18 protein-coding genes and 1 pseudogene are annotated in these 21,465 nt (G+C 58.8%); 6 read left to right on the forward strand and 13 right to left on the reverse strand.

Going from position 1 to position 21,465, the window contains the following annotated elements; all coding sequences use genetic code 11:
* Positions 1 to 629: 629 nt before the first annotated feature.
* From HHL08_RS16495 to HHL08_RS16505, 3 genes are read right to left on the reverse strand one after another with little or no spacing between them, the layout of a single operon-like run.
* Positions 630 to 1,811 (reverse strand): ThuA domain-containing protein, encoded by a 1,182-nt coding sequence (locus tag HHL08_RS16495; RefSeq protein WP_169574164.1) that lies wholly within the window; start codon positions 1,809 to 1,811, stop codon positions 630 to 632.
* Between the two features lie 55 nt (positions 1,812 to 1,866).
* Positions 1,867 to 3,552 carry a GMC oxidoreductase gene (locus tag HHL08_RS16500; protein WP_169574165.1) on the reverse strand — a complete coding sequence of 562 codons (1,686 nt, stop codon included), beginning with the start codon at positions 3,550 to 3,552 and terminating at the stop codon, positions 1,867 to 1,869.
* A gap of 13 nt (positions 3,553 to 3,565) precedes the next feature.
* Positions 3,566 to 4,204: a gluconate 2-dehydrogenase subunit 3 family protein gene (locus HHL08_RS16505; protein WP_169574166.1), complete on the reverse strand. Its 639-nt coding sequence runs from the start codon at positions 4,202 to 4,204 to the stop codon at positions 3,566 to 3,568.
* Positions 4,205 to 4,626: 422 nt separating this feature from the next.
* Between HHL08_RS16505 and HHL08_RS16510 the strand changes: the two genes are divergently transcribed.
* The gene (locus HHL08_RS16510) at positions 4,627 to 5,532 is read left to right on the forward strand and encodes a LysR family transcriptional regulator (RefSeq protein ID WP_169574167.1); all 906 of its coding nucleotides are present in this window, start codon (positions 4,627 to 4,629) and stop codon (positions 5,530 to 5,532) included.
* A gap of 101 nt (positions 5,533 to 5,633) precedes the next feature.
* Here HHL08_RS16510 and HHL08_RS16515 read toward each other — a convergent pair whose 3' ends face one another.
* The 7 genes from HHL08_RS16515 to HHL08_RS16545 form a co-directional block, all read right to left on the reverse strand.
* Entirely contained in the window at positions 5,634 to 6,578 is a 945-nt protein-coding gene (locus HHL08_RS16515) for an N-carbamoyl-D-amino-acid hydrolase (protein WP_169574168.1), read from the reverse strand.
* Between the two features lie 32 nt (positions 6,579 to 6,610).
* Positions 6,611 to 8,071 (reverse strand): dihydropyrimidinase, encoded by a 1,461-nt coding sequence (hydA, locus tag HHL08_RS16520; RefSeq protein WP_206377930.1) that lies wholly within the window; start codon positions 8,069 to 8,071, stop codon positions 6,611 to 6,613.
* On the reverse strand, positions 8,072 to 8,824 hold the full coding sequence (gene cuyB, locus HHL08_RS16525; protein ID WP_169574169.1) for a cysteate racemase: 753 nt from the start codon (positions 8,822 to 8,824) through the stop codon (positions 8,072 to 8,074). It abuts the gene before it with no gap.
* Positions 8,817 to 9,476 (reverse strand): aspartate/glutamate racemase family protein, encoded by a 660-nt coding sequence (locus tag HHL08_RS16530; protein ID WP_169574170.1) that lies wholly within the window; start codon positions 9,474 to 9,476, stop codon positions 8,817 to 8,819. Before HHL08_RS16530 ends, cuyB begins: the two co-directional genes overlap by 8 nt.
* Before the next feature lie 64 nt (positions 9,477 to 9,540).
* Positions 9,541 to 10,803 carry an MFS transporter gene (locus HHL08_RS16535; RefSeq protein WP_169574171.1) on the reverse strand — a complete coding sequence of 421 codons (1,263 nt, stop codon included), beginning with the start codon at positions 10,801 to 10,803 and terminating at the stop codon, positions 9,541 to 9,543.
* 78 nt (positions 10,804 to 10,881) lie between these two features.
* Complete coding sequence (locus HHL08_RS16540; RefSeq protein ID WP_169574172.1) at positions 10,882 to 13,593, reverse strand: TonB-dependent receptor plug domain-containing protein; 2,712 nt, start codon at positions 13,591 to 13,593, stop codon at positions 10,882 to 10,884.
* Positions 13,594 to 13,845: 252 nt separating this feature from the next.
* Complete coding sequence (locus HHL08_RS16545; protein ID WP_169574173.1) at positions 13,846 to 14,574, reverse strand: class II aldolase/adducin family protein; 729 nt, start codon at positions 14,572 to 14,574, stop codon at positions 13,846 to 13,848.
* Between the two features lie 527 nt (positions 14,575 to 15,101).
* Between HHL08_RS16545 and HHL08_RS16550 the strand changes: the two are divergent.
* A pseudogene (locus HHL08_RS16550) lies at positions 15,102 to 15,516 on the forward strand (transposase); the annotation flags it as partial.
* Between the two features lie 244 nt (positions 15,517 to 15,760).
* On the opposite strand, the gene HHL08_RS25665 reads toward HHL08_RS16550, so the two are convergent.
* The 3 genes from HHL08_RS25665 to HHL08_RS16565 all read right to left on the reverse strand — a co-directional run bounded on the left by HHL08_RS25665 (position 15,761) and on the right by HHL08_RS16565 (position 18,217).
* Positions 15,761 to 16,582, reverse strand: a complete 822-nt coding sequence (locus HHL08_RS25665; protein ID WP_235955099.1) for a prenyltransferase/squalene oxidase repeat-containing protein — start codon at positions 16,580 to 16,582, stop codon at positions 15,761 to 15,763.
* Between the two features lie 109 nt (positions 16,583 to 16,691).
* Positions 16,692 to 17,585: an FMN-binding negative transcriptional regulator gene (locus HHL08_RS16560; RefSeq protein WP_169574174.1), complete on the reverse strand. Its 894-nt coding sequence runs from the start codon at positions 17,583 to 17,585 to the stop codon at positions 16,692 to 16,694.
* 11 nt (positions 17,586 to 17,596) lie between these two features.
* Positions 17,597 to 18,217 carry a LysE/ArgO family amino acid transporter gene (locus HHL08_RS16565; RefSeq protein WP_169574175.1) on the reverse strand — a complete coding sequence of 207 codons (621 nt, stop codon included), beginning with the start codon at positions 18,215 to 18,217 and terminating at the stop codon, positions 17,597 to 17,599.
* A 54-nt stretch (positions 18,218 to 18,271) separates the two neighbouring features.
* On the opposite strand from HHL08_RS16565, the gene HHL08_RS16570 reads away from it, so the two are divergent.
* The 4 genes from HHL08_RS16570 to HHL08_RS16585 all read left to right on the forward strand — a co-directional run bounded on the left by HHL08_RS16570 (position 18,272) and on the right by HHL08_RS16585 (position 21,431).
* Positions 18,272 to 19,180 (forward strand): LysR family transcriptional regulator ArgP, encoded by a 909-nt coding sequence (locus tag HHL08_RS16570; protein WP_235955100.1) that lies wholly within the window; start codon positions 18,272 to 18,274, stop codon positions 19,178 to 19,180.
* Positions 19,181 to 19,416: 236 nt separating this feature from the next.
* Positions 19,417 to 19,992, forward strand: coding sequence for a TetR/AcrR family transcriptional regulator (locus HHL08_RS16575; protein ID WP_169574176.1), 576 nt, complete (start codon positions 19,417 to 19,419; stop codon positions 19,990 to 19,992).
* A gap of 66 nt (positions 19,993 to 20,058) precedes the next feature.
* Complete coding sequence (locus HHL08_RS16580; protein WP_169574177.1) at positions 20,059 to 20,853, forward strand: SDR family NAD(P)-dependent oxidoreductase; 795 nt, start codon at positions 20,059 to 20,061, stop codon at positions 20,851 to 20,853.
* Positions 20,854 to 20,891: 38 nt separating this feature from the next.
* Positions 20,892 to 21,431, forward strand: a complete 540-nt coding sequence (locus tag HHL08_RS16585; protein WP_169574178.1) for a GNAT family N-acetyltransferase — start codon at positions 20,892 to 20,894, stop codon at positions 21,429 to 21,431.
* Positions 21,432 to 21,465 lie beyond the last annotated feature (34 nt).

A 21,465-nucleotide genomic window follows, 5' to 3' on the forward strand; every position in this document is an offset into this window, starting at 1 on the left:
ATCAATGACGACAACGATATGAAGAGGGCCCCGATCGGGGCCCTCTTCATATCGTCAGGCCCGCATCACAGTGGCCTACTTTTACTCCGCCCCGATGGCCTGGAATCTGACCGCCGTTGACAATCAACACACATTGAGGTCTAAATCACGTTTTGCATTTGCGACTAATGGGACATTTGCGACGGTCAGCTTCAGACGAGGCTGCCGCAGATAGAAGTCGTTGACGGGCTAATAAAGTTCCTTCCAGGGAACGCGATCCGATCAAAATCGGCTGCACTTGCTCGCTGCGATAATTTTTATCCGAGGGGCCGAGCGCTGGTCCGGCTCAGGCCATTGCGTTCTCGATATTTGCCAAGTCGAGCAGCCAGGTTCGCTGGGCGTGCCAACAATCAAACCGCTATTGCCGGTCCGGACCGGCAGATTCTGCCTATAATCCTTGTCAAACAGTTTGCAGGCGAAGAGAGCCACATTCCCAATCTGGGGCGCGATATCAGCCGCCTGAATATGCGGGCGGTTCGCAACATAAAGCGTATAGCTGCATGAAGGCAGCGCCAGGATTGCTATGCTGGAACCGCCAGATCATAGTATTTGGATTGAAAAAGCGAATGACAGCCCAATCATGAACGCAGCTATTTGCCCGCCGTCCGGCTAGCGGTTTGCCGGGGGCGTTCTTTGCCGTGGCGGCACAGGCTGGGTTCCAGCCCCATAGCCCAGCTCATACCATTTTCCATCAGGGTCAGGTTGCTGGCATTGCTGTACGCTTCCAGATGATGGCCAGTAGCGGAATAGAAGACCCGTCCATTCCCGATGCAGCGGCTCCACGCGATGGGATGGTCACCCATTCTGAGGTCGGTGCCCTGATAGCCCACGGGATTATAGCTGCTTTCGTCCAATCGAGCGATGATGCGGGCACCGGATGCGCGCGGGCTGCGGTCAAAGGAATACCATTCCTCCTTCATGGTCCAGCCGTCACCAAGCCCCCGCGCAATAACGCTGGACTTGTCATCGATGATGACCCGCGCTTCCTGAAATTGGGGCGTCATCGGATGGCCGATGAAGCGCGCGCCAAGCAGCTTGTCTGCGTACCAATCCCAAATGTAGGTCGGATCACCGCCCGCCCCATGGATGCCCGCATAACCGCCACCCTTTGCCAGATAGGCCTGGAAAGCCTTTTCCTGCGGCACAGTCAGCACATCGCCGCTAACATTATTCCAAACCACAGCATCGAAGCGTGCCAGATCGCGCCGGTTGAACACCGCGCCTTTATCGCTGAAAATGATCGTCCATTTCTTACGCTGCGCAATCGCTTTCAAGGCGGCGGTCGCGGCATCGACGGACGGACCATCGCGGAACCCGTCAATCTTGTCGAACACCAACAGGGCCGGACGGCTGATTTCGGCCGGCAGGACCGGCGGATCGCGATCATAGCGCGCGCATCGAGCCCGCGCATCGGCATCCGTCACCGGGATCGTCTTCAACCGATTATCCAGCCACGCCTTCGTCGCCGCAACATCGCCACCGCCGATCCGCAGCATAAGCTGATCGATGTTCATGATAGTGGCGAAGGATGGGGTCTGCGTCGACGTGAGGCGGGCCGGCACCTGATCTAGCCGGCCCCCAATCGCCTCGTTCAGGATCGCACGGGTTCTGAGATTGAGCAGCAGGTCAAAGATCGGCGTCTTTGACGAGTATGGCGCATAGGCGAGACGGCAGTCCGCCAGCGGATCAGCCGTCTTTGCGTTCACGCCAGATGCACTAGCCATTGCACCGCCAATGGCGAGCATCGCCAGACTGAATTTGCGAGTCTTCATAAATGATGTCTCATGATGCTGGCTGAAGCGATGTGGAGGGTGAAAATAGCAACGATCAGATCGTGCCTTGCTTCATGAGCTGGGTCGCGTGGTCGGCCGCCCGCGCGCTGAGTGCCATATAGGTCAGCGACGGGTTCTGACAGCCGCCCGACGCCATTGCCGCCCCGTCCGTGATGAACAGATTGGGAATGTCGTGCGCCTGATTGAAACCGTTGAGGACCGACTTTGCCGGATCCTTGCCCATGCAGGCTGTCCCCATTTCATGAATGCCAAGCCCCGGAGGTGCCGGTTCGGAAAATGTCGTCATGATGCGGCCACCAACCGCTTCGACCATCTCCTTGGCATCGGCCATGATATGCGACACCATCTTCTTCTCATTCTGCCCATGGGCGCAGTCGATATGGACGACCGGCATCCCCCACTGATCTTTGCGGGTCGAACTTAGCGTGACGCGATTGTCGGGATTGGGCAGCATTTCGCCAAAGCCCGAAAGGGTGATGACCCACGGGCCTGGTTCGCCCGTGCGATCCTTGAGGGTGGTGCCAATGCCTGGGGTACCGAGCGCCTCCGCCTTCCACCCCATGCGCAATACCGATCCCTGAAAAGCATAGCCGCGCAGGAAGTCGCCCGGTTCCGACACGTTGCGGAAGCGCGGAATGTAGAAACCCGTCGGTCGGCGCCCATGATAGGTGGTGTCGGGACCATCGGTCAGTACGCCCGCGACCCGCAGCGAATAGAGATGGTCGAGCAGATTGCGCCCGACCATGTCGGATGAATTGGCCAAGCCCCGTGGGAAAGCGTCCGATGTCGAGTTCAGCAGGATCTGCGCGGTGGCGATGGCCGATGCACAGACGAAGATCGTCTTTGCCTCATAGGTTCGCTGCTCCTTCGTCACCGAATCGATGACGCGCACTCCTGTTACCCGCCCGGTTTGGGGATCATGGACGATGCTATCGACGATGGCGTCGGTCACGATCGTCAGGTTTCCAGTCAGTTCAGCGGCCGGGAGCGACGAGCTGAGGCTGGAATGATAGGCACCAAAACTGCACCCCCTCTCGCAAAAGGAGCGGTTCTGGCAGCTCATCCGGCCAAGCGCTTCCTGCGCTGGTCCGGCCTTTGACAGGTTGGACGTCCGACCGGGAATGACCTTGCGTCCGGCAAAGCGCTCTTCGATCTCGCGCTTCACATCCAGTTCGGCATCGTTTAGCGCAAACGGTGGCAGGAATTCGCCATCAGGCAACTGCGGCAGATTCTCCGACGATCCCGACACGCCGATAAAGCGTTCGACATGGCTGTACCATGGCGCGATGTCAGCGTAGCGGATCGGCCAGTCCGACCCATGTCCGTCCCTTGCATTGGCGGAGAAATCCATTTCCGACAGGCGATAGGTCTGCCGCCCCCACATGACCGAACGGCCGCCCAGATGATTGCCGCGAATCCAGGAAAAGGGCTTGTCGCCCGGCGTCTCATAAGGATGCTCATGATCCTTGACCCAATATTGCTTGGTTGCTTCATTGATGGCGTAACAGCGGCCCTGAACCGGATAGTCGCGCGCCAGTTCCTCTTCGGGGATCATATTGGCGTTGGGCAAGTCCCATGGCTGCATCCAGTCGGTATAAGATTCCCCGTGGGTGATCTTGCGCCCACGCTCCACCACAAGGGTTTTGAGGCCGCGCTCGCACAATTCCTTGGCGGCGATGCCCCCGCTCATCCCCGAACCGATTACGATAGCGTCAAACATGGATCGGCGTCCTTCAGAATAGACCGGCGCCGCCAGTCTGGCGGGTCGTGGGTGTAAGGGGGATGGAGGGCACCCATTCGCCGGGCACCTGTTCGTAGGTGAGTTCCTGAGTCAGCGCAGGCTCAGAATAATAATAGAGAATGACGATCAACTCCTTGAGCTTGGCATAGGCCGGTTCGGCAACCGGCCCCGCATTCATCAGCGCGCCGAGCGATTTGACCTGCGGCGCGCTATCGATTGCGGTCAATGGAGCGGCGGGCGCCAGGGCCCGGCTGTCGTGAGCCGAGAGAATGTCGTGACGCTGGGCAGAAGACAGGGCGGTGAAGGATCGCCCCGCCACATCCATCGCGCTCTTGTCGATCGCCGCCAGCGCACTGGTTAAAGCCAGCGCCCGTGCGGGCGATGCCCAATTCTTTATCAGCGCATCGAACAGCGCGGGAACGCCGACATCGACAGCACCGGGCGTATCGGTCTGCGGGACGATCGTATCAGCCACGGCGCCGAGCAGCGCGAACATGGGGGCGCTCAAGGCCGTCGGTTCCGCAGTCGCGGCCAGAACCGTCTTGGACGACATGGGCAGCGCCATCGCGCCAGCAAGCAGCAAGGCGCGGCGAAGCAGCACCCGTCTGTTAATTTCTGGAAAAGTCTTCACGATATACCTTCAGAGCGACTGGCAAACGGCCGGAAAATCAGGATCGAACCCGCAAACCTCATATGATCTTTTATGACGCAGCAATGCGGGCCTCTTATCTTCACCACGGGACAATTGGTTCCACCTTGCCCGTGGCCACAAACCTTATCAGCCTGCCAATCCAAGGATAGATCGCACGCTATGATAAAAAGCCTCGGCGCTATTCGATCAGGTAATAGGCTGCAATCGGCGCTTAAGCCCGTCAACGGCGATGCAGAACCACCACGGGAGTGATCCGCAATCATTCGCACAAACGAGGCGGGGGCAAGTTGCAATTGTTCTAAGAGAGTGCGAAAATCCTATTTCTGCTTAGGCTTCGAAAGTCGCAAAGCCATCGATACAAGCGGCCGGATACTGATGCTTGCCAACTGACGGAAAATTAAATGAACCTGCGGCAGTTGGAAATCCTCCACGCGATCATAACCTATAATACCACGGTGGCGGCGGCGAAGGCGCTGGGCATGTCGCAGCCCGCGATCAGCAACGCGCTGCGTCGTATCGAGGATATGGTGGGTTTCCAGCTTTTCCTGCGCGAGAATAACCGGATTTTCCCCACTGCCGAAGCGAAGATGCTGATTGCGGATTCCCGGCCCATTTTCGAAATACACAAGAAAATCGAAACCCGAGTCAAGGACATCCGTAACAATCGGTCGGGGCAGTTGCGGATCGCCGCGACGCCGCCGCTGGCATATAGCGTTGTGACGCGCGCGCTGGAACGCTTTCAAATCCCACGACCGCAGGTTCGCGCCTATTTCGAAGTGCAATATTTCGAGGAGGTCATCGAGAGCGTCGAGATGAACCATTCTGAGCTGGGGTTTCTCGTCAACTATACCGATCATCCCGGCATGATGTCGAAAACCATCTATCGTGGGGCAATGGTGTGCATCATGCCGGCCGCCAACCCGTTGTCGGAAAAGGCGGTCATTACCCCGCAGGACATTCACGATCAGCGCTTGATCGGACTGTTGGCTGATACGCGGATGGGTCAGGCCATTCGTGATGCCTTTGCCAGTGCGGGTGTCCAATATTCAGCCAGTATCGAAGTGCGCTATGCGATGACCGCTTGCCGGATCGTTCAGGAGGGAATGTCGCTGGCGGTTGTCGATCTGATGACCGCGATCCCTTCACTACGTGACGGGCTCGTATTCAGGCCATTCGCGCCGGAGATCAAGGTGTCAGCGTCGGCTATATGGGCGGCCAACCGGGGGCTGACGCGGCTCGGCGATGCCTTTGTCAATGATGTACAACGGGAAGCTGACGCCATGTTCGGGAACATGAACCAAGCCTGAGATGTGAAATCCCGGGACCGGGCGTAAGGGTACCAGTCCCAGGATCGCAATTCTTGCAAAAATCACGACGCCACCGAACAAGCGACGGCGTCAGTCTTGTGTCAGGCCGCAGGCTTCAGCGGTTCGCCTGCGCCGGTGCGCTCGGTGATTAGGCGATAATTTTCCGGGCGGCGATGCTTGGCGAAGTTGAAGACATGGTTGCGGATATTTTCGCCCCAGCTCAGGTTGATGTTGGCGAAGATCACCTCGTCTGCCTCGGTCAGGCTCTGCGCCACGATCTCGGCCGAAGGCGCGACGATCACTGATCCTCCGATCATATGAAAACCATCCTCGAACCCGCATTTGGCGGCAGCGCCGATCCACATGCCGTTCTGATAGGCGGCCGCCTGAAGCGAGACGAGATGGGTGTGCATGCGCAGGTGCGGCGGTTCGTTCCAGTGGATGTTCCATGACGGGGTGTTGTAACCCAAAATACCCAGTTCAGCGCTTTGCAACGCCATGACGCGCCATGTTTCGGGCCAGCGGCGATCATTGCATAGGCACATGCCCACGCGCGTATTGAACGCTTCGAACACCGGAATGCCGAGGTCGCCAACCTCGAAATATTTCTTTTCCAGATGCTGGAAGGGGGCCTCGACCTTGTGATCAGAATGACCGGGCAGATGGATCTTGCGATATTTGCCGACAATCTTACCCGATCGATCGACCAGGATGGCGGTGTTGAAGCGGCGGCCCTCGGGCGTTGCTTCGGCATAGCCAAGATAGAAGCCGACGCTGAGTTGCCGCGCAACATCGAACAAGGGCTGGGTGGCCGCGCTAGGCATCGAGGTTTCGAAGAAGCGCTCGGTCGCTTCCTCGTCGCTCATCCAGTAGCGGGGGAAGAAAGTGGTCAGCGCGGTTTCCGGAAACACAACCAGCTCGGCGCCGCGTGAAGCCCCTTCGCGCAGCATTTCCACCAGCCTTGCCACTACGCTCTTGCGCGTATCGGCTAGATTTACCGGCCCCATTTGGGCGACGGCCAGGCCCAGTCGGCGGTCATTTGTCATGTCATTCTCACACTTGTTATGCGTTGTTGTTGTCAGATTTTGGTGATGGTGCGCAGGAACTGCGCCTGTTCGCTCACGGCGCACTCTTCGGTGCAGGGGCCCGGCGTGCCGCGCGCGATGAAGCGGCCGCGACCAGCCTGTGCGTACATCGTGCCATTTTCGATGATTATGTCGCCCGCGCTGATGACGGTCTGGGGCCAGCCCTTTACCACCATCCCCTCATAAGGAGTGTAGCCGACCCGATCGTGCAGCATGTCGGTCGACAGCACGACCTCCACATCAGGATTCCAGATCGCGATGTCTGCGTCCGATCCTTCGGCTATCACGCCTTTGCGCGGGTACATGCCGTACAATCGGGCATGGTTAGTGATACCTAGTGCGACAAATTCCGGCAGGCTCAGTCGCCCCTTGCCCACACCTTCGGAAAAGAGCAGCGGCAGGCGTGCTTCGATACCCGGAACGCCATTGGCGACCTTTGCAAATGTGGTCTTGTCGCCATGGGGCAGCTTGCCTTTGGCATCGAAAGTATAGGGCGCATGGTCGGAAGAGACGACCTGCAACACACCGTCAGAGAGAGCCGACCACAGCGCTTCCTGCGCCTGACCATCGCGCAGCGGCGGGCTACAGCAATATTTGGCGCCCTCCATATCGGGCTTTTCCATCTTGTCGCCGGTCAGCGTCAGATAATGTGGGCAGGTTTCCGCATAGATGGGGGCGCCACGCCGGCGCGCAGCCGCGATGGTGGTCAGCGCATCCTGCGCCGACACATGTACGATCAGGATAGGGACATCGAGAACACGCGACAGAGCGATGGCGCGGTTTGTCGCCTCACTTTCGGCGAGATGGCTGTGCGACACGCCATGAAAATGCGGCGCGACATGGCCAGACGAGAGTAGCTTTTCGCTGATCCAGCGGATGACGTCGTTATTTTCGGCATGAACCATGACCAGCGCCTGTTCGCGCGCGGCGACCGACAAGACGTCCAATATTTGATAGTCGTCGAGCTTGAGCTGCTCATAGGTCATGTAGATTTTGAAGGAGGTGATGCCCTCCTTGATCAACTGGGGCAGATCCTGCTCCAGCGTCTTGCTATCGGTGCCAGTCACGATCAGGTGATAGCTGTAATCGATGACGGATTTGGCCGCAGCCAGAGCGGCATAATCATCGGCCACCTGGCGCAGATCCGCGCCCTTATGTTGCGCGGCGAAGGGAACGATCGTGGTCGTGCCGCCGAACGCCGCGGAGACGCTGGCGGAATACCAATCGTCGGCCGACATGCGGCCCATGCCCGACAATTGTTCGACATGGCAGTGAGTGTCGACGCCGCCGGGCATGACCAGTTGGCCACTCGCATCAATCTCCCGCTTGCCGGCGGGCAGGTTTGGGCCGACCGCCACGATGCGCCCATCGGAAACCGCGACATCGGCCTCGAACACATCCGTATCGCTGACGACCCGGCCGCCACGGATCACCAGATCATTGATCGACATCATTCACACTCCTTCACATTCACGCTGCCGAACCGGCGCATATCGATTGGCCCACCAGTCGACGCAGCTTTGTGCCAGCTCCGCCGTCGGATCGATCGCCGCGGCGTCGAAGCAGACCCCCTCCAGCGCGATGGGGATCTCCGTGCAGGCCATGACGACGGCATCGGCACCCTGCGCGATCAGTCCCCTGGCCGCCGCCGTCAGCCGGTCGCGTGCGGCGGCGATCTGCCCGGCTTTCACCAGACGGATGCCGGTCATGACATCGGTTTCCTGCATTTCCGGCTGCGGCTCGACGACAGTCATGCCGGCCCATTCCAGTTCATTATGATAGATGCGCGCGCGCAAGGTGGCATCGGTCGCCAGCACGCCCACGCGAGCGCCCATGCCTGTTGCTGCCAGGACAGCCGTCGTCGTCACTCTGCCAATATGCGCGACCTCGACATCGGCCTTGGCCGAAAGGCGCGCATGCCAGACATGGGCGGTGTTGCACGGAATGGCGATCAGCCGTGCGCCGGCGCTCTGAAGCGTGTAAAGGCCCGAAAGCAGATAAGACCATGGCGCATCGGACGCATTCAGGAACGCGGTGGAGCGATCGGGTATCTGCGGCACGCTATGCACCATCACCGGGATATGATCCTGATCGACTTGTCCTGGTGTGCGTTCGATGATCTTGCGCAGAAAATCGACGGTCGCGAGCGGCCCCATGCCGCCCAATATACCGAGCTTCTCGCCGGCCTGACGGCTGGGATCAAACATGGGCGGCATTGGTGAGGCGCTCCGCCGCCACCGCGAGGCCCGCCGCGACGGGATCGACGACCGGCAGGCCGACCGACGACTCGATCTCAGCGCGCAGGGCGGACATCCCCGCGCATCCCAGAATGATGACTTCGGCCCCGTCACGGTCGCGCAAGGCAGTCGCGACCTCTATCACCCGTGCGCGGGCGACGTCATTGCCGGACTGATCGACAGCCAAATCGATCGCGCGTTCGCCGACCACTAGCGACCGCAGACCAACGGCGGCATAATGACGGAAATGGCGGGCGATGGCATGGCGGCTGATGGCGACCACGCCGACGCGCGATCCGAAGGCTGCTGCCGCGGCCAGCGACGCCTGACCGATGCCGATGACCGGGCTGGAGGTGATCTCCCGCGCAGCATATAGGCCCGGATCGCTAAAACAGGCGATCAGAAAAGCGCCAGCATAGGCATCCGCATGACGGACATGATCGGCCAGCAGCACGGCGGCGCGGTCGCTATGTCCCTGATTGACGATGCCGGCGGGTGCATCCGCCAGCGTCGCGAACACCATCCGATCAGCAAGATCAGGCAACAGGCCGACCGCGGTTGCGCGGATGGTGTCCGTCACCGGCTGCGACGAGTTGGGATTGATGATGTGGAGCTTCTTCATAAGTGTTCTCACGCCTTTTCGACGTTGTTGTGCGACCTGAAGGCCCGCTGGTCCTGATGATGGATCATGCGGCCGTTGCTTCCTCCACATCGAAGGTGGAGGCAGACGGCAGCATCCAGGCGGTGACAGCCATGTCGATGAGGTAGGTCAGAGACAAAAGCGCCAGCGCTATCTGGAACGAGCCATGGGCGACGATGGCACCGATGACGACAGGGCCAAGTCCCCCCAGCGCGCGCCCTACGCTCCACAGCACATTCTGCGCGGTGGAACGGGCATGGGTGGGGTAGAGCGATGTGATCAGCACACCATAGCCGCCCATCATGCCGTTAACGAAGATGCCGGCCAGGAACCCGACGATCAGCAGCATCGCCGAAGTCTCCGTGAACGCATAGAGCATCACCATCACGCAGGCGAGCAACTGATAGACGATGAAGGTGCGCTTGAGGCCCAGCTTTTCCGACAGGCGGCCGAACATGAAGACGCCTAGGATCATCCCCATCACCGACGCTGCGGTCCACAGGCCCGATGCGGGTGCAGACATGCCATGTTTCGACATAAGGTACGACGGTAGCCAGATGATCAGGCCGTAATAGCCGAAATTCTGGATGGTCGCCATGACCAGCACCGCGATGCTGCGGATCAAGGTCGCTCGGTCGGCGAACAGGGTGCGTAACGGAAACTCCGGCATGCCGGCCTTTCTTACAGCCTCGAAATCATCGGATTCCTTGACGCCGCGACGGATGAAATAGGAGGCGAGAGCAGGCAGGCCGCCGATCAGGAACATGCCGCGCCAGCCCACGTAGGGCAGCAGCAGCGGGGTCAGCAGCGCCGCGCCCAGTACGCCCAACTGCCAGCTCATGCCGACATAGGCCGATATGCGCTTGCGCATCGCCTTGGGGAAGGCTTCCGTTGCGAGCGTGACACCGACCCCGAACTCGCAACCCAGGCCGATGCCAGCGAGGATGCGGTAGATGAACAGGTCGGTATAGCTGGTCGCGAATGCGCACAGGAAGGTGAAACCTGAGAAGATGAGGATGGAAATGCTCAGGATGCGGGCACGACCGAAATAATCGGCAAGAATGCCGAACACTGACCCGCCGATGGCCCCGCCCACCAATGTCCATGTGACAAGACCGCCAGCTTGGGTCTGCGACAATTGAAGATCCGCCGCAAGCGGCACCATCATGAAACCGAGGATGAGTAGATCGAAACCGTCGAGCGCATAGCCCGACATCGCGGCGAACAATGCGCGGCGTGCCCCCTTACGGTCATAGGAAGCTTCATCAAGCTCGGTCTGAACAACCCGATCGTCAATGGCAATCTGCATGGTTCTGGCCCTGGATAAACATGAGGATGTAGATGGTGTCGGCGGCATGGCGCGCCGCCGACATCCGTGTCGTCCAGATCAGAAGTTCACGCCGGCCTGGATCCACATATAACGGCCAACCATCTGTGCGCCGTACAGACCGCCGGCTGTATTGAAGACACCGGTAGGAATGTAAGGCGGCTGGCGGTCGAACAGGTTGGTAACCCCGGCCTGAAACTTAATGCGATCAAGGTTCAGTTCCACCTGAATATCGTGCGACACCACCGAGCCGGTCTTATAATATTGGTTGGTGGCCGCCGTCAGTTCGCGGGTGCCGTTATTGTAATTCAGGCTGGACGTGTAATTCAGCATATAGGTGATGCCGAAATTATTATGAGTCCAAGTAACGGTCGCGTAATCCTTCACATCAGGATAGCCAAAGCCCGACGAGTAGAGGACGTCGCCCGTGTAATCGAGCCACGGTCCATTGGGGCGGTTCTGCTGCCGATAGGCCATCTGCCACTGAAGCGTGTTGTCCAAGGTTATGCGGTCGCTGCTGGTCAGGTCGATCGAATATTTCAGATCGAAGTCGATGCCCCGCGCCTTTACGGTGCCCAAATTCTGGTAACGGGCCGCAATCTGGGTCAACTGCCCCGAAGAGCTACGCGGTGACACATAGCTGCAGGAGCTGGTATTCGCGCCCGTATAGCACTGGTCCAGAATATATTGTGTTGGCAGCGTGCCGATCGTGTTGCTGATCTTGTAGTTCCAATATTCAACCGAGAAGCTGAGGTTCGGAATCCAGTGCGGGGTCAGGACCGTGCCGAGCGTGAAGGTACGGCCGCTTTCGGGGCGCAGATCGCTGTTGCCACCCGATAGGGTAGGCAACTGACCCGAATAGGCCGAAGTAAAGGTGGCTGTATTGACACCATTGTTGGCGCAGGTCGCCGCAACGGTTGCCGCTGAAGCGCCATAGGTCGCCGCCTGTGCGCAGGGATCGATCGCCGACACCAACGACAGGGTGCTGCCGCCATATAGCTCAAAGATGCTGGGCTGGCGGTAGGAGGTGCCATAGGTGCCGCGGAAGCGGATGTCGCGGACAGGTGCCCAGTTCGCGCCGACTTTCCAGTTTTCGTTACTACCCGACGTGCTGTAGTGCGACCAGCGGCCCTGAAGGTCGACTGAAAGGTCGCGGGCGAAGGTAACATTTTCAAGGAAAGGTACGCGCACTTCGCCATAGGCTTCGGTTACGGAGAAGCCGCCGGACGTGGCGGCCGTGCTGATGCCGGCGACATCGCCGTTTACCACTCGGCTATCCGGGGTATAGCGGCCATGTTCCCAGCGATGTTCGACGCCGAACGCGATGCCTACATCGCCACCGCCCGCATAAGGCATGGAAAAGAGGCGATCATTGTTCACCCGCAGGTTGAGGTCGACCATCTCATATTTGGAGCGGTCGGTCGTATCGATCGCGATATAGTCGGCGGCAGCGCCGCTCCAGGGCAGGAATGGATTGACCAGTACGCAACCGGCCTGGCTAGTGCAGACGGTTGGGTCATACACCACAGCGCTGGACGAGCTGCTCGGATCGAGCTGACGCACGCCCAGTTGCTGTAACAGGTGGCGATAGTTGACATTGTTGCCGGTGACGAGCTTCGACTTGCTGGTTGCATAAGTGGCCGACGCATCATAATTCCAGTCGCCAAGGATATTGCCCTTGAAACCGGCCATCCCCTGCAGGCTGTTGATGGTGTTGTCGAGCGGGTGATCGCCCAGATCGGCGAACCGTTTGTACAAGTTAACGTTGCGGCCCCAGATGTTATAGGGATTGTTGGCCGGCAGGATCAATGTGCTGGGGAGGGTCGACGTGGTGACGCCGCTGCCCTGAACGCCGACGCCGCCCGAATTATTGTGGAACTCGCGATGGGCATAGGAGCCGCTGGCGTAGAAGGTCGCGGCATCCGACAGGTCGTAATGAGCATCGAACGACAGGGACAGGTCGCGCGTCCGACCGGTGATCATCTGATCCTTGCCAAAGTTGTAATTGTCGGCGGTAGTGTAGCGCGAGAAGGTGCCGTCATTATTGCTGATGAGGTTCAGCCCAGACGTGTCGACGCGAGTGCGGTCGGTCAGGCCCGAACCAAAGACATAGCTGCCGCCCGGTGCCGGATTGTTGCTGGACGCGAGGCGCGAGAAGGCGCGATCACGCTGATAAATGCCTTCCTGCGCGCGATACTGGCCGAAGACGGTGATGTTGCCGCGGCCTTCGTCGAAGTTGAAGCCCTTGTAACCCGACACCATCAGCGTGCCATTGTCGCCACGCGATGTCACGCCGCTGCGGAAGGTCAGGTTGCCATCGTCAATATCGTGACGCAGCTTCAGGTTGATGACGCCGGATACGGCGTCGGCACCGTATAGTTCTGAGCCGCCGTCCTTTAGGATTTCAACCGACGCAATCTGTCCGACCGGAATCTGATTGAGGTCGACGCACATTAGGCCGGGCGCCATCGTCTGGACCTGACGCTTGCCATCGACCAGAACCAGAACGCGCGCCTGACCAAGGTTACGGATGTCGGCGCAGTTCAGGCCGGCGCCGCTATTGGCGCGGGTGTTGTTGGATGCGGTCGAGCCGATCGAAGGCAGGCGCTGAAGATAGTCGCCGATATTGGTCGCCGATGTCTTTGAAATGGCTTCGGCCGTCACCGTTTGAACAGGATTGGCGTCATTGTTGCGCGAACGCAGAAACGAGCCGGTGACGACGATTTCGGCTGGCGGCTGCGCCTCATCGGCCGCCGATCTCTGCTGAGCCAATGCCAGATGCGGAATGCACAAAGCAGCTATCGCCGTAGAAAATGAGACGCCGCACTTCAGTCCCAGCTTGATTTTATTGCCGTAAATCATCGATCACCCCTAGAAAAATGTCGCCTCGTTCCTGCTGCTGATTTTATCTTTTGGTTGCATTTTTATTCTTGTTGACGAGATCACGGACAGGGCACGCCAAGCGTCGCACGACGCTGACCCTTCCACGACCTCAATTTTGTTTTTATGGTTCCCGACCGGACCTTATGTCCGGTAGTCGGCTCCCTGGCCTTCGATCAGTCGAAGGCTGGCATTCCATGCCATTTTCTCAATCTGCAGCTGGCGTTCTGATTGCGCCTGTTGCCCCATCAATTCCTGTACTTCCTTGGCAGGCAGGACGAGTTCGGCCCCGCCAGACATCGCCGCGATCTGGATTTCGCAGGCGCGTTCCAGGTTCCACAGGCGGTTATAGGTTTCATAGGCGTTGGCACCGACCACGATCAGGCCGTGGTTACGCAGGATCAATGCCTTGTTGCCCGCAAGGTCGCGTGCCAGCGAAACACGCTCTTCCTTGCTCAGCACGAAACCTTCAAAATCATGGTAACCGATCGCGCCACCGAACATCAGCGCTTGCTGGCTAATGGGCAGCAGACCATTGGCTTGCGCTGATACGGCGGCACCCGCGCGCGTGTGGGTATGAACGACGAAACCGATCTCCGGAAAGGCTTCGTGGATCGCGCTATGGATGTTGCAACCGGCGTTGTTGACCTCCGCATCTTCATAGCCCGGCATCAGGGCACCGGACTCATCGATCTCAACGAGGCTAGATGCAGTGATTTCCTCAAACATAAGATCGTAACGGTTTATAAGAAGCGTGTGGTCGGATTGACGTGCGGAAGCATGCGTGTGGATCAGGTCGGTCATTCTGTAATGAGCAAGAAGCCGAAATATTGCCGCCAATTCTTGCCTGACAGAAATTTCATTAGAAGACATGATATGCAGCCTCGATAATTATAATACTCATTTATGGAAATATACTTATATTTATCTTTTTAACTGTGCCGTCACATTTCATAGCCAATTCGCATGGCCAGCGACAGGTGACGGTTCCATGATAAAACGAACAGCCCTATAATTTCCCGTGATAGGGTAGGACTGCCAAAAATGCAGAAAGGATACCGCGCGCATCAGTATCTCTGAAGTATCTCAGACTGTTGTCCAGCAGCGGGGCTATTCCGCACCGATGGGTTGCGGTTCGCACACGCCTCCCGCTCACGGACTTCGACTTGGTGTCGGGACAAAGTTGCACGGATGGTCGACATTTGGCGTCAGATGCATTGACCAGGGTGTTGCCCCAGACCCGCAAGCTGCGCTGCTCGGTGTCGACCATGGATCCGACCCGTCGTCATCGGGTGCCTTAGTGTCTGATCTGAAATTAAGGTGATTGGTATGAGCAGGTTAGCTTGACGGCTATGCCTGTCGTTGATTCAGGGGTTTTGCGAAACTACCAAGGATCAACGATGTGGACCGATTCCACTCGCGAGCTTCATGCGCGACGCGGGCTGATTTTGCCAAGCAATGTGACGGATGCCGTGGTCGGTGCTCGAACCGCTGTTGCCACCGGCATCGCATGTGGGACGCCCCCGCAATTGGCCGATGCGGCGCATTGTCGAAGCGATGTTATACCTGCTGCATGGCTGCTTGCCATGGGGGATGTTGCCCCCATGCTTTCCGCCGGTCTCGACGGTGCGGCGCTGGTTTTACCTCTGGCGCGACAACGGCCTGTGGCTGACGATGAACCACATTCTGCTTATGGCGTCGCGCGAGATGGCTGGCCGCGAGGCCTCGCCATCGGCGGGAGTGATCGACAGTCAGAGCGTCAAAACCACGGAAAGCGGCGGTCCGTGTGACTATGACGCTGGCAAGCCACTCAAAACCTGATGAACGACGGATTTTTTGTGCCCTGTTAGCAGGCGAGGATGTCGGGAAAGAGCGCTCCGTCCTGCCGTCTAACTGCAAACTGGAGAATAGCCGGCTCTGGTGCAAGCTTACATTCCTCGCACCACATCGGAGCAACCTAACTTGATCGGCAGCGCCCGAGATAACTGACAGTCCGCACCTGGGGAGCTTAAATTGGCCGCCGGGTGCCCGGAAAGGGTCGACCTATGCCTGCCGATCTCTAACGGCGCATGGCAAGCGCAGCCATGCCGGTCGCCTCGTCTGTCATGAAAAGATAGGCGCCCGTCCCAGGCTTGCGATCTTTGTTGATCGACTTTGCCGTGACGGAGCCGTCCTTGTCCTGATGAGCAGCCAGCCAAGTCTGCGCCTTCATGAGCGCGGCCGCGCTGGTCACGCCTCCTGCTTCACGCAGAATGACCGCAACAATGGCGGTAGCATATCCATCGCTCTCCTGCGGCAGGGCGGAGCCGTCGATCCTCTGCCAGGTCGACAGGCTTGGTAAATTCCATCCGCCGTCTGCTTGCTGGGATGCGACAAGTTCCGATACGATCTTGTCCCGTTGATCTGGTGCTAATACGCCGCCAAGCTGGCTGTCAGCCCACAGGATGAGGGCGCGGGAATACAGCGAGCCGCCGATGCCGGTTCGTAGATAGGCACGCAGCGCTGCAATCTGCGGAGCAATTACCGGATCGGCGGCGTACCCGTCCGGCGCACGCGCGACAGCCAGCGCGGCCAAAGTAGCTCCCCAATAGGTCGCAGTCGGAGATTCGAAGGGTTCCAGCCGGAAATTGAGCCAGGTAAAGCCGCCCTTCTGATCGCCCGTTTTCATCTGCACGCCCCACATATTGGCGAAGGCCTGTTGCGTGTCGGGTCCAAGATGGCCGCGTTCCTGATCCCGCGTCGCCAGTATCAGCGCGTTGAGAACGGCTTCGACGCCGCGCGATTCCGCCGACTTGGGGACGCCGCGTGTCTGGTCGGGGTAGAATGGCTCCACCTCATCCCAGAGATAGACGCGCTTCACCACATCATCAAACATTGCCATCTCGTCGACGCTTCGCCGTTGCTTGCCTGACTGGCTGCGGAGCGATGGCATGGCAAGGACATGGGGCAGGGATGTGTGGCAGGATACACAGCGTGTGCCATGATCCCGCTCAGCCTTGGGCCATTGACGCCACCAGGTGAGGCGATTGTCCAGATAGGCTGCTGCTGCGGCGCCATTCCAGGCCGACTTCTTTGTTGGCACGGCGTCTCCGCGCGCGACCATCACCACAGCGAGTAGAACGGCGGAAGAAATGAGCGGCCAGCGGATCATGCAGCATTCCTGACAATGAGAGGAAAAGGATAGCGATGAGGTGCATTGGCACCATGGGTCGTTCGACGTAATTCGCCTGAAAGGGTGAGGATTTCCATGCCCTGCTATCGGCAAGGCTGTGCATGATCAAAGCCATCGGAGAGAGCGGGTTTTGAGCCATCAATCCATCAACCACACCGGCTTTGTTGGCGGATGGGTGGTTTTGGCTTGCCTTCCACTTGCCCTCGATCCGTTCGATCGCGATTTCGATGCCGGTGATGCCTTTAAGCTGGCCATCGATATAGGCTGCCGGCGCATCAGCGACGAACCATGGCTCGGGTTGATATCGCTCCTGCTGCCTGGTGAGAGCGTCGATCTGCCTCCTGAGCCAGTCGGGATCGTCGATGACGATCGGCCGCCCCCTCGCCTGCACCATGACATAGTTCCAGGTAGGAACGACTTTGCCATCCAGCCGCTTGGTGGGATACCAGGACAGCGAAACATAGGCCTGTGGTCCCTGAAAGATCACTAGCGCCTCGGCGCCCGCGCGAAGGTCCGCAAGCTGCGAATTTGCCTTCGCCAGATGTGCATGTAGTATCCCTCTTTCGCCAGCGTCGGACTGCAGCGTGAAAGGAACGAGGTTGGCGCTTATGCCGCAGGCTCCCGATGTCACGAGCATAGCGAGCGGATAGGCGACGATCGCTTGATGGAGGATTTCGATGCGATCTTCGCGGGAAGCGGGAGGCCGATACATGGCGCGACCCGTCAGGCGAAGCTGCGCATCAGCAACGATGCCGCAAGGGAAAGCATGGTGATCCCGACGATGGCATCCAGCACGCGCCAGGCCATGGGACGGGCGAACAGCGGTACAAGCAGACGGGCACCGTAGCCCAGCGCAGCGAACCATGTGAAACTGGCTGAAACGGCCCCTGCGACAAAGATCGGTCGCAAGGCAGCGGGCTGAGCCGACCCCGCCGCGCCCATCAGCAAGACCGTATCGAGATAGACATGCGGATTGAGAAAGGTGAAGCCAGCCGTCGCAGCAATCGCCCCGCCAAGGCTGATGCTGCCGTTTGAGGCTACTGCCATAGCCTCGGGTGCGGCCATGCGTCGTAATGCCTTGACGCCGTACCAGCCCAGAAAGGCTGCGCCGCCGATCGTTAAAAAGAGCGTCAATTGCGGGACAGCTGTAAGGAAGGCGCCGACGCCTACAACGCCCGCCGCTATCAGCAAAGCGTCTGCGCTGCCGCAGAACAGGACGACCGGCCCGACATGCCCGCGCTTGAGTCCCTGTCGGAGCACAAAGAGATTCTGGGCACCGATCGCCATGATCAATGCGGCGGACAGCAGGAAGCCAGAGAGAAAGGGAGCGAATATGTCGGTCATTCTCTCCATATTCAGCACGTTCATGATTTAGCATAACTTGTTATTCTAATCCTGATGAAGCAATACTTCATCATGCTAGATTACCCCTCCCTTGCGGCCATCTCCGCCGTTGTGCGCGAAGGCAGCTTCGAAAAAGCCGCCGCTCTGCTCAAGATCACGCCCTCGGCGGTTTCGCAGCGGGTCAGAGGATTTGAAGAACGGCTGGGGGTCGCCCTCGTCATTCGCGGCCAACCTTGCATCGCGACAGAGCAAGGCCGCGAGTTATGCGCGCATTTCGACAAGGTGCGGCTGCTTGAAGCAGACCTGACGGTGATTTCCGCCAGTGGAGGCTCTCGTCCGTCTCTGAGCATTGCGGTCAATGCCGACAGCCTTGCGACATGGTTCCCACACGCAGTCGCTGACTTTGCCCGAACGACAGGCATGCTCGTCGAATTGACGTTGGAGGATGAAGGCCACACGGCAGATCGGCTGCGGACCGGCGAAGTGCTGGCTGTTGTCACATCCGACCCGGAACCCGTCGCAGGATGCAGGACGATTGCGCTCGGGCCACTGAGCTATGTGGCTTGCGCCAGCCCTGATTTCGTCAACCGATACTTCCCGACCGGGGTCGACAGGCACAGTCTGAACACAGCGCCCGTCATGCGCTTCAACAGAAAAGACCAGCTACAGGGAAGGTGGGCCAAGGCTACTTTCGAGGCGGACCTGAACGCACCAACGCACTGGATTCCATCGACGCAGGGATTTCTCGATCTCGCATGCGCCGGGCTTGCATGGGGGCTTCAACCGAAGACATTGGCAAAACCACATATCAATGCGGGTACTCTGGTCGAATTGGTGCCGGGAGACACAATGGATGTGCCCCTATTCTGGACCGTATCCCGTCTCCATGCACAAGCCCTTCAGGTCATGACCGACGCTGTGAAGAATGTAGCGCGGCAGCACCTCCAACCCGTGCCAATGTGAAGAAGCGGACTGACTGGAATCGGGATCGAGAAATTCGGTCATGAATGTCTCAGAAGGGTCGACATCGGTAGGCGGCAGCTGGGACATTCCGGTCCTTCATGCCGGCCTAAAGGCGGCTTCGTCGAGAAACTGTCATTCAAGGCGAAGCCCATGTCTGCCCGTTCCCGCCAACCTGACCGTTGACTTCCTTGGGAAGTAAACTAATAAATGCGTATGCACTCACTCAAGATTCTTTGATGGCTCGCCCCCTGAGCGATGAGAAGCGCGATTCGCTGCTCGATTCTACAGCCGCCGCCGTCGCATCCTCGGGCATAGCCGCCTCTACCCTGAGCATCGCGACGGCCGCTGGCGTCGCGGAGGGCACGCTCTTTCGATATTTCCCAACCAAGGACGATCTGCTGAATGCGTTGTACGTAGAGCTGAAGTCAGACCTAATTAGCTTCCTAATCGAAGATTTGCCGAGGGCACATACGCAGACGCAATTTCGTCATCTATGGGACCGTTATATAGATTGGGGAACGAATTTCCCTAAAAAACATGAGGCGCTGCGACAGCTCGAGGTGTCGCACAAGATTTCCGATGCGGCGCTGAATGCGAGCCAAGCCATGTCGCGCGAACTCCAAAGCCTGGTCGAGGCAGGCTTTGCGTCTGGGACGCTCCGTATCCAACCAGTACTATTCCTCTGGGGGGTCATCCAAAGCATTGCCAGTCTTGTTCTCGAAACGTTCGCGCGCGACGAGAGCACGATCGGCGAATGTAAGGACTTGGGTTGGGAAACCCTTTGGGGTGCCATTGCGGTTCACAAACCGTGATCGCGCTCTGCTCGCATAATGAGTGAGCACTCAGGTGTTTTAACCCAATGAGAAGGGTCAAATTTTATGCCGAACCAAGGTCACGATACCTCTGTTGGCTGGGCGATTATAACCGGGGCATCCAGCGGACTGGGCGTATCATTCGCGACGGCGTTGGCGCGGCGGGGGTACGATCTAATTCTGATCGCTCGGCGCGAAAGCCCCATGCGCGAACTCGCCGACAAGCTCCAACGGGAGCACCGGATCAAGGTAATCGTGCAATCGCTGGATTTGGGCAAACCAAACGCCACCGCAAGATTGAAGCAGATGCTCGACGTCGACGGGATCGCCGTCGACATTCTGGTCAATAATGCAGCCTTCGCTATCAGCGGTCCGTTCCTTGACCAAGACCCGGAGCGCTTGCGGGCAATGCTCCAGCTGAACATCATGGCGTTGACAGAGCTGACGCAGGCGTTTGGACGATCGATGGCGCAGCGTGGGAGAGGTCTCATCCTTCTTGTGGCAAGCGTCGGTGCCTATACGCCATCTCCACTCGCCGCCGCCTATAGTGCCGCTAAATCCTATGTGCTCTCGTTAGGCGTAGCCCTGAACGTCGAGCTGGGTCCGAACGTGGGCGTGACGGTCATGTCGCCCGGCTTGATGGAAACGGAGTTTCACGACGTTGCGGGTTTCACGATGAAGGCCTCGATGCGACGCTCGGTTCTATCGACAGGCAAGGTCGCGGCAATCGGACTCGATGCGATGTTCGCCCATCGGTCAAGCGTGATAGCCGGACGCATCAACACACTGGGCGCCTTCGTCAGTCGTCTGTTGCCGCGCTCGCTCCTAGCGCGCATGGCTTACCAGGTATCCCGGACCTGACGATCGCTCCGGCGAGACATCGGACGCATCGAGGCAACATGAACCGAGAAATTTCAATCCGATCGGAGAGACCAGATGACGGTCCGGCGATCACAAACGCCGTGCGTCGCGCTTACGCCAATGTCGCGTATAGCGACCATCGCGAGCATCTGATGATCGAACGCCTGCGCAAGTTGGAGGACTATGATCCACGGCTATCGCTTCTGGCGGAAATCGATAACGAGATGGTCGGCCACATTCTGCTTACACAAGCAGAAATACGCGACACGCGCTCATCGGTGGCGACGCTGGCGCTCGCTCCCTTATCGGTCGTCCCCGGGCATCAGTCCTGCGGCGTAGGTAAGCGGCTCGTAGGCGAAGCCCATCGGCGAGCGGCCGATCTCGGCTTTGTGAGCGTCCTGCTCGTTGGGATCCCATCCTATTACCCGCAGTTCGGCTACGAACCACTGAGCCGTTATCCGATCACGCTGCCGTTCGAAGTGCCTGCCGAGAACTGCATGATTCTCTCGCTGACGCCGCACGCGCTCGATGGCGTCAGCGGGTTGGTGCATTACACAGATGGATGGCTCGAGCATTGAGCGGCCTCGCTCGTAGGTGTCAGAATAGGTTGGG

Source organism: Sphingobium psychrophilum (genome assembly GCF_012927105.1).
GTDB classification, from domain to species: Bacteria; Pseudomonadota; Alphaproteobacteria; order Sphingomonadales; family Sphingomonadaceae; genus Sphingobium; species Sphingobium psychrophilum.

Excerpts from the sequence above, each read along its gene's own strand:
- HHL08_RS16570 (WP_235955100.1), top strand. The coding sequence starts at position 18,272 with ATGAAGCAATACTTCATCATGCTAGATTACCCCTCCCTTGCGGCCATC.
- HHL08_RS25665 (WP_235955099.1), bottom strand. The coding sequence starts at position 16,582 with ATGGCAATGTTTGATGATGTGGTGAAGCGCGTCTATCTCTGGGATGAG.
- HHL08_RS16535 (WP_169574171.1), bottom strand. The coding sequence starts at position 10,803 with ATGCAGATTGCCATTGACGATCGGGTTGTTCAGACCGAGCTTGATGAA.
- HHL08_RS16495 (WP_169574164.1), bottom strand. The coding sequence starts at position 1,811 with ATGAAGACTCGCAAATTCAGTCTGGCGATGCTCGCCATTGGCGGTGCA.
- HHL08_RS16580 (WP_169574177.1), top strand. The coding sequence starts at position 20,059 with ATGCCGAACCAAGGTCACGATACCTCTGTTGGCTGGGCGATTATAACC.
- HHL08_RS16545 (WP_169574173.1), bottom strand. The coding sequence starts at position 14,574 with ATGTCTTCTAATGAAATTTCTGTCAGGCAAGAATTGGCGGCAATATTT.
- HHL08_RS16560 (WP_169574174.1), bottom strand. The coding sequence starts at position 17,585 with ATGTATCGGCCTCCCGCTTCCCGCGAAGATCGCATCGAAATCCTCCAT.
- cuyB (WP_169574169.1), bottom strand. The coding sequence starts at position 8,824 with ATGTTTGATCCCAGCCGTCAGGCCGGCGAGAAGCTCGGTATATTGGGC.
- HHL08_RS16575 (WP_169574176.1), top strand. The coding sequence starts at position 19,417 with ATGGCTCGCCCCCTGAGCGATGAGAAGCGCGATTCGCTGCTCGATTCT.
- hydA (WP_206377930.1), bottom strand. The coding sequence starts at position 8,071 with ATGATGTCGATCAATGATCTGGTGATCCGTGGCGGCCGGGTCGTCAGC.
- HHL08_RS16565 (WP_169574175.1), bottom strand. The coding sequence starts at position 18,217 with ATGACCGACATATTCGCTCCCTTTCTCTCTGGCTTCCTGCTGTCCGCC.
- HHL08_RS16500 (WP_169574165.1), bottom strand. The coding sequence starts at position 3,552 with ATGTTTGACGCTATCGTAATCGGTTCGGGGATGAGCGGGGGCATCGCC.
- HHL08_RS16515 (WP_169574168.1), bottom strand. The coding sequence starts at position 6,578 with ATGACAAATGACCGCCGACTGGGCCTGGCCGTCGCCCAAATGGGGCCG.
- HHL08_RS16510 (WP_169574167.1), top strand. The coding sequence starts at position 4,627 with ATGAACCTGCGGCAGTTGGAAATCCTCCACGCGATCATAACCTATAAT.
- HHL08_RS16585 (WP_169574178.1), top strand. The coding sequence starts at position 20,892 with ATGAACCGAGAAATTTCAATCCGATCGGAGAGACCAGATGACGGTCCG.
- HHL08_RS16530 (WP_169574170.1), bottom strand. The coding sequence starts at position 9,476 with ATGAAGAAGCTCCACATCATCAATCCCAACTCGTCGCAGCCGGTGACG.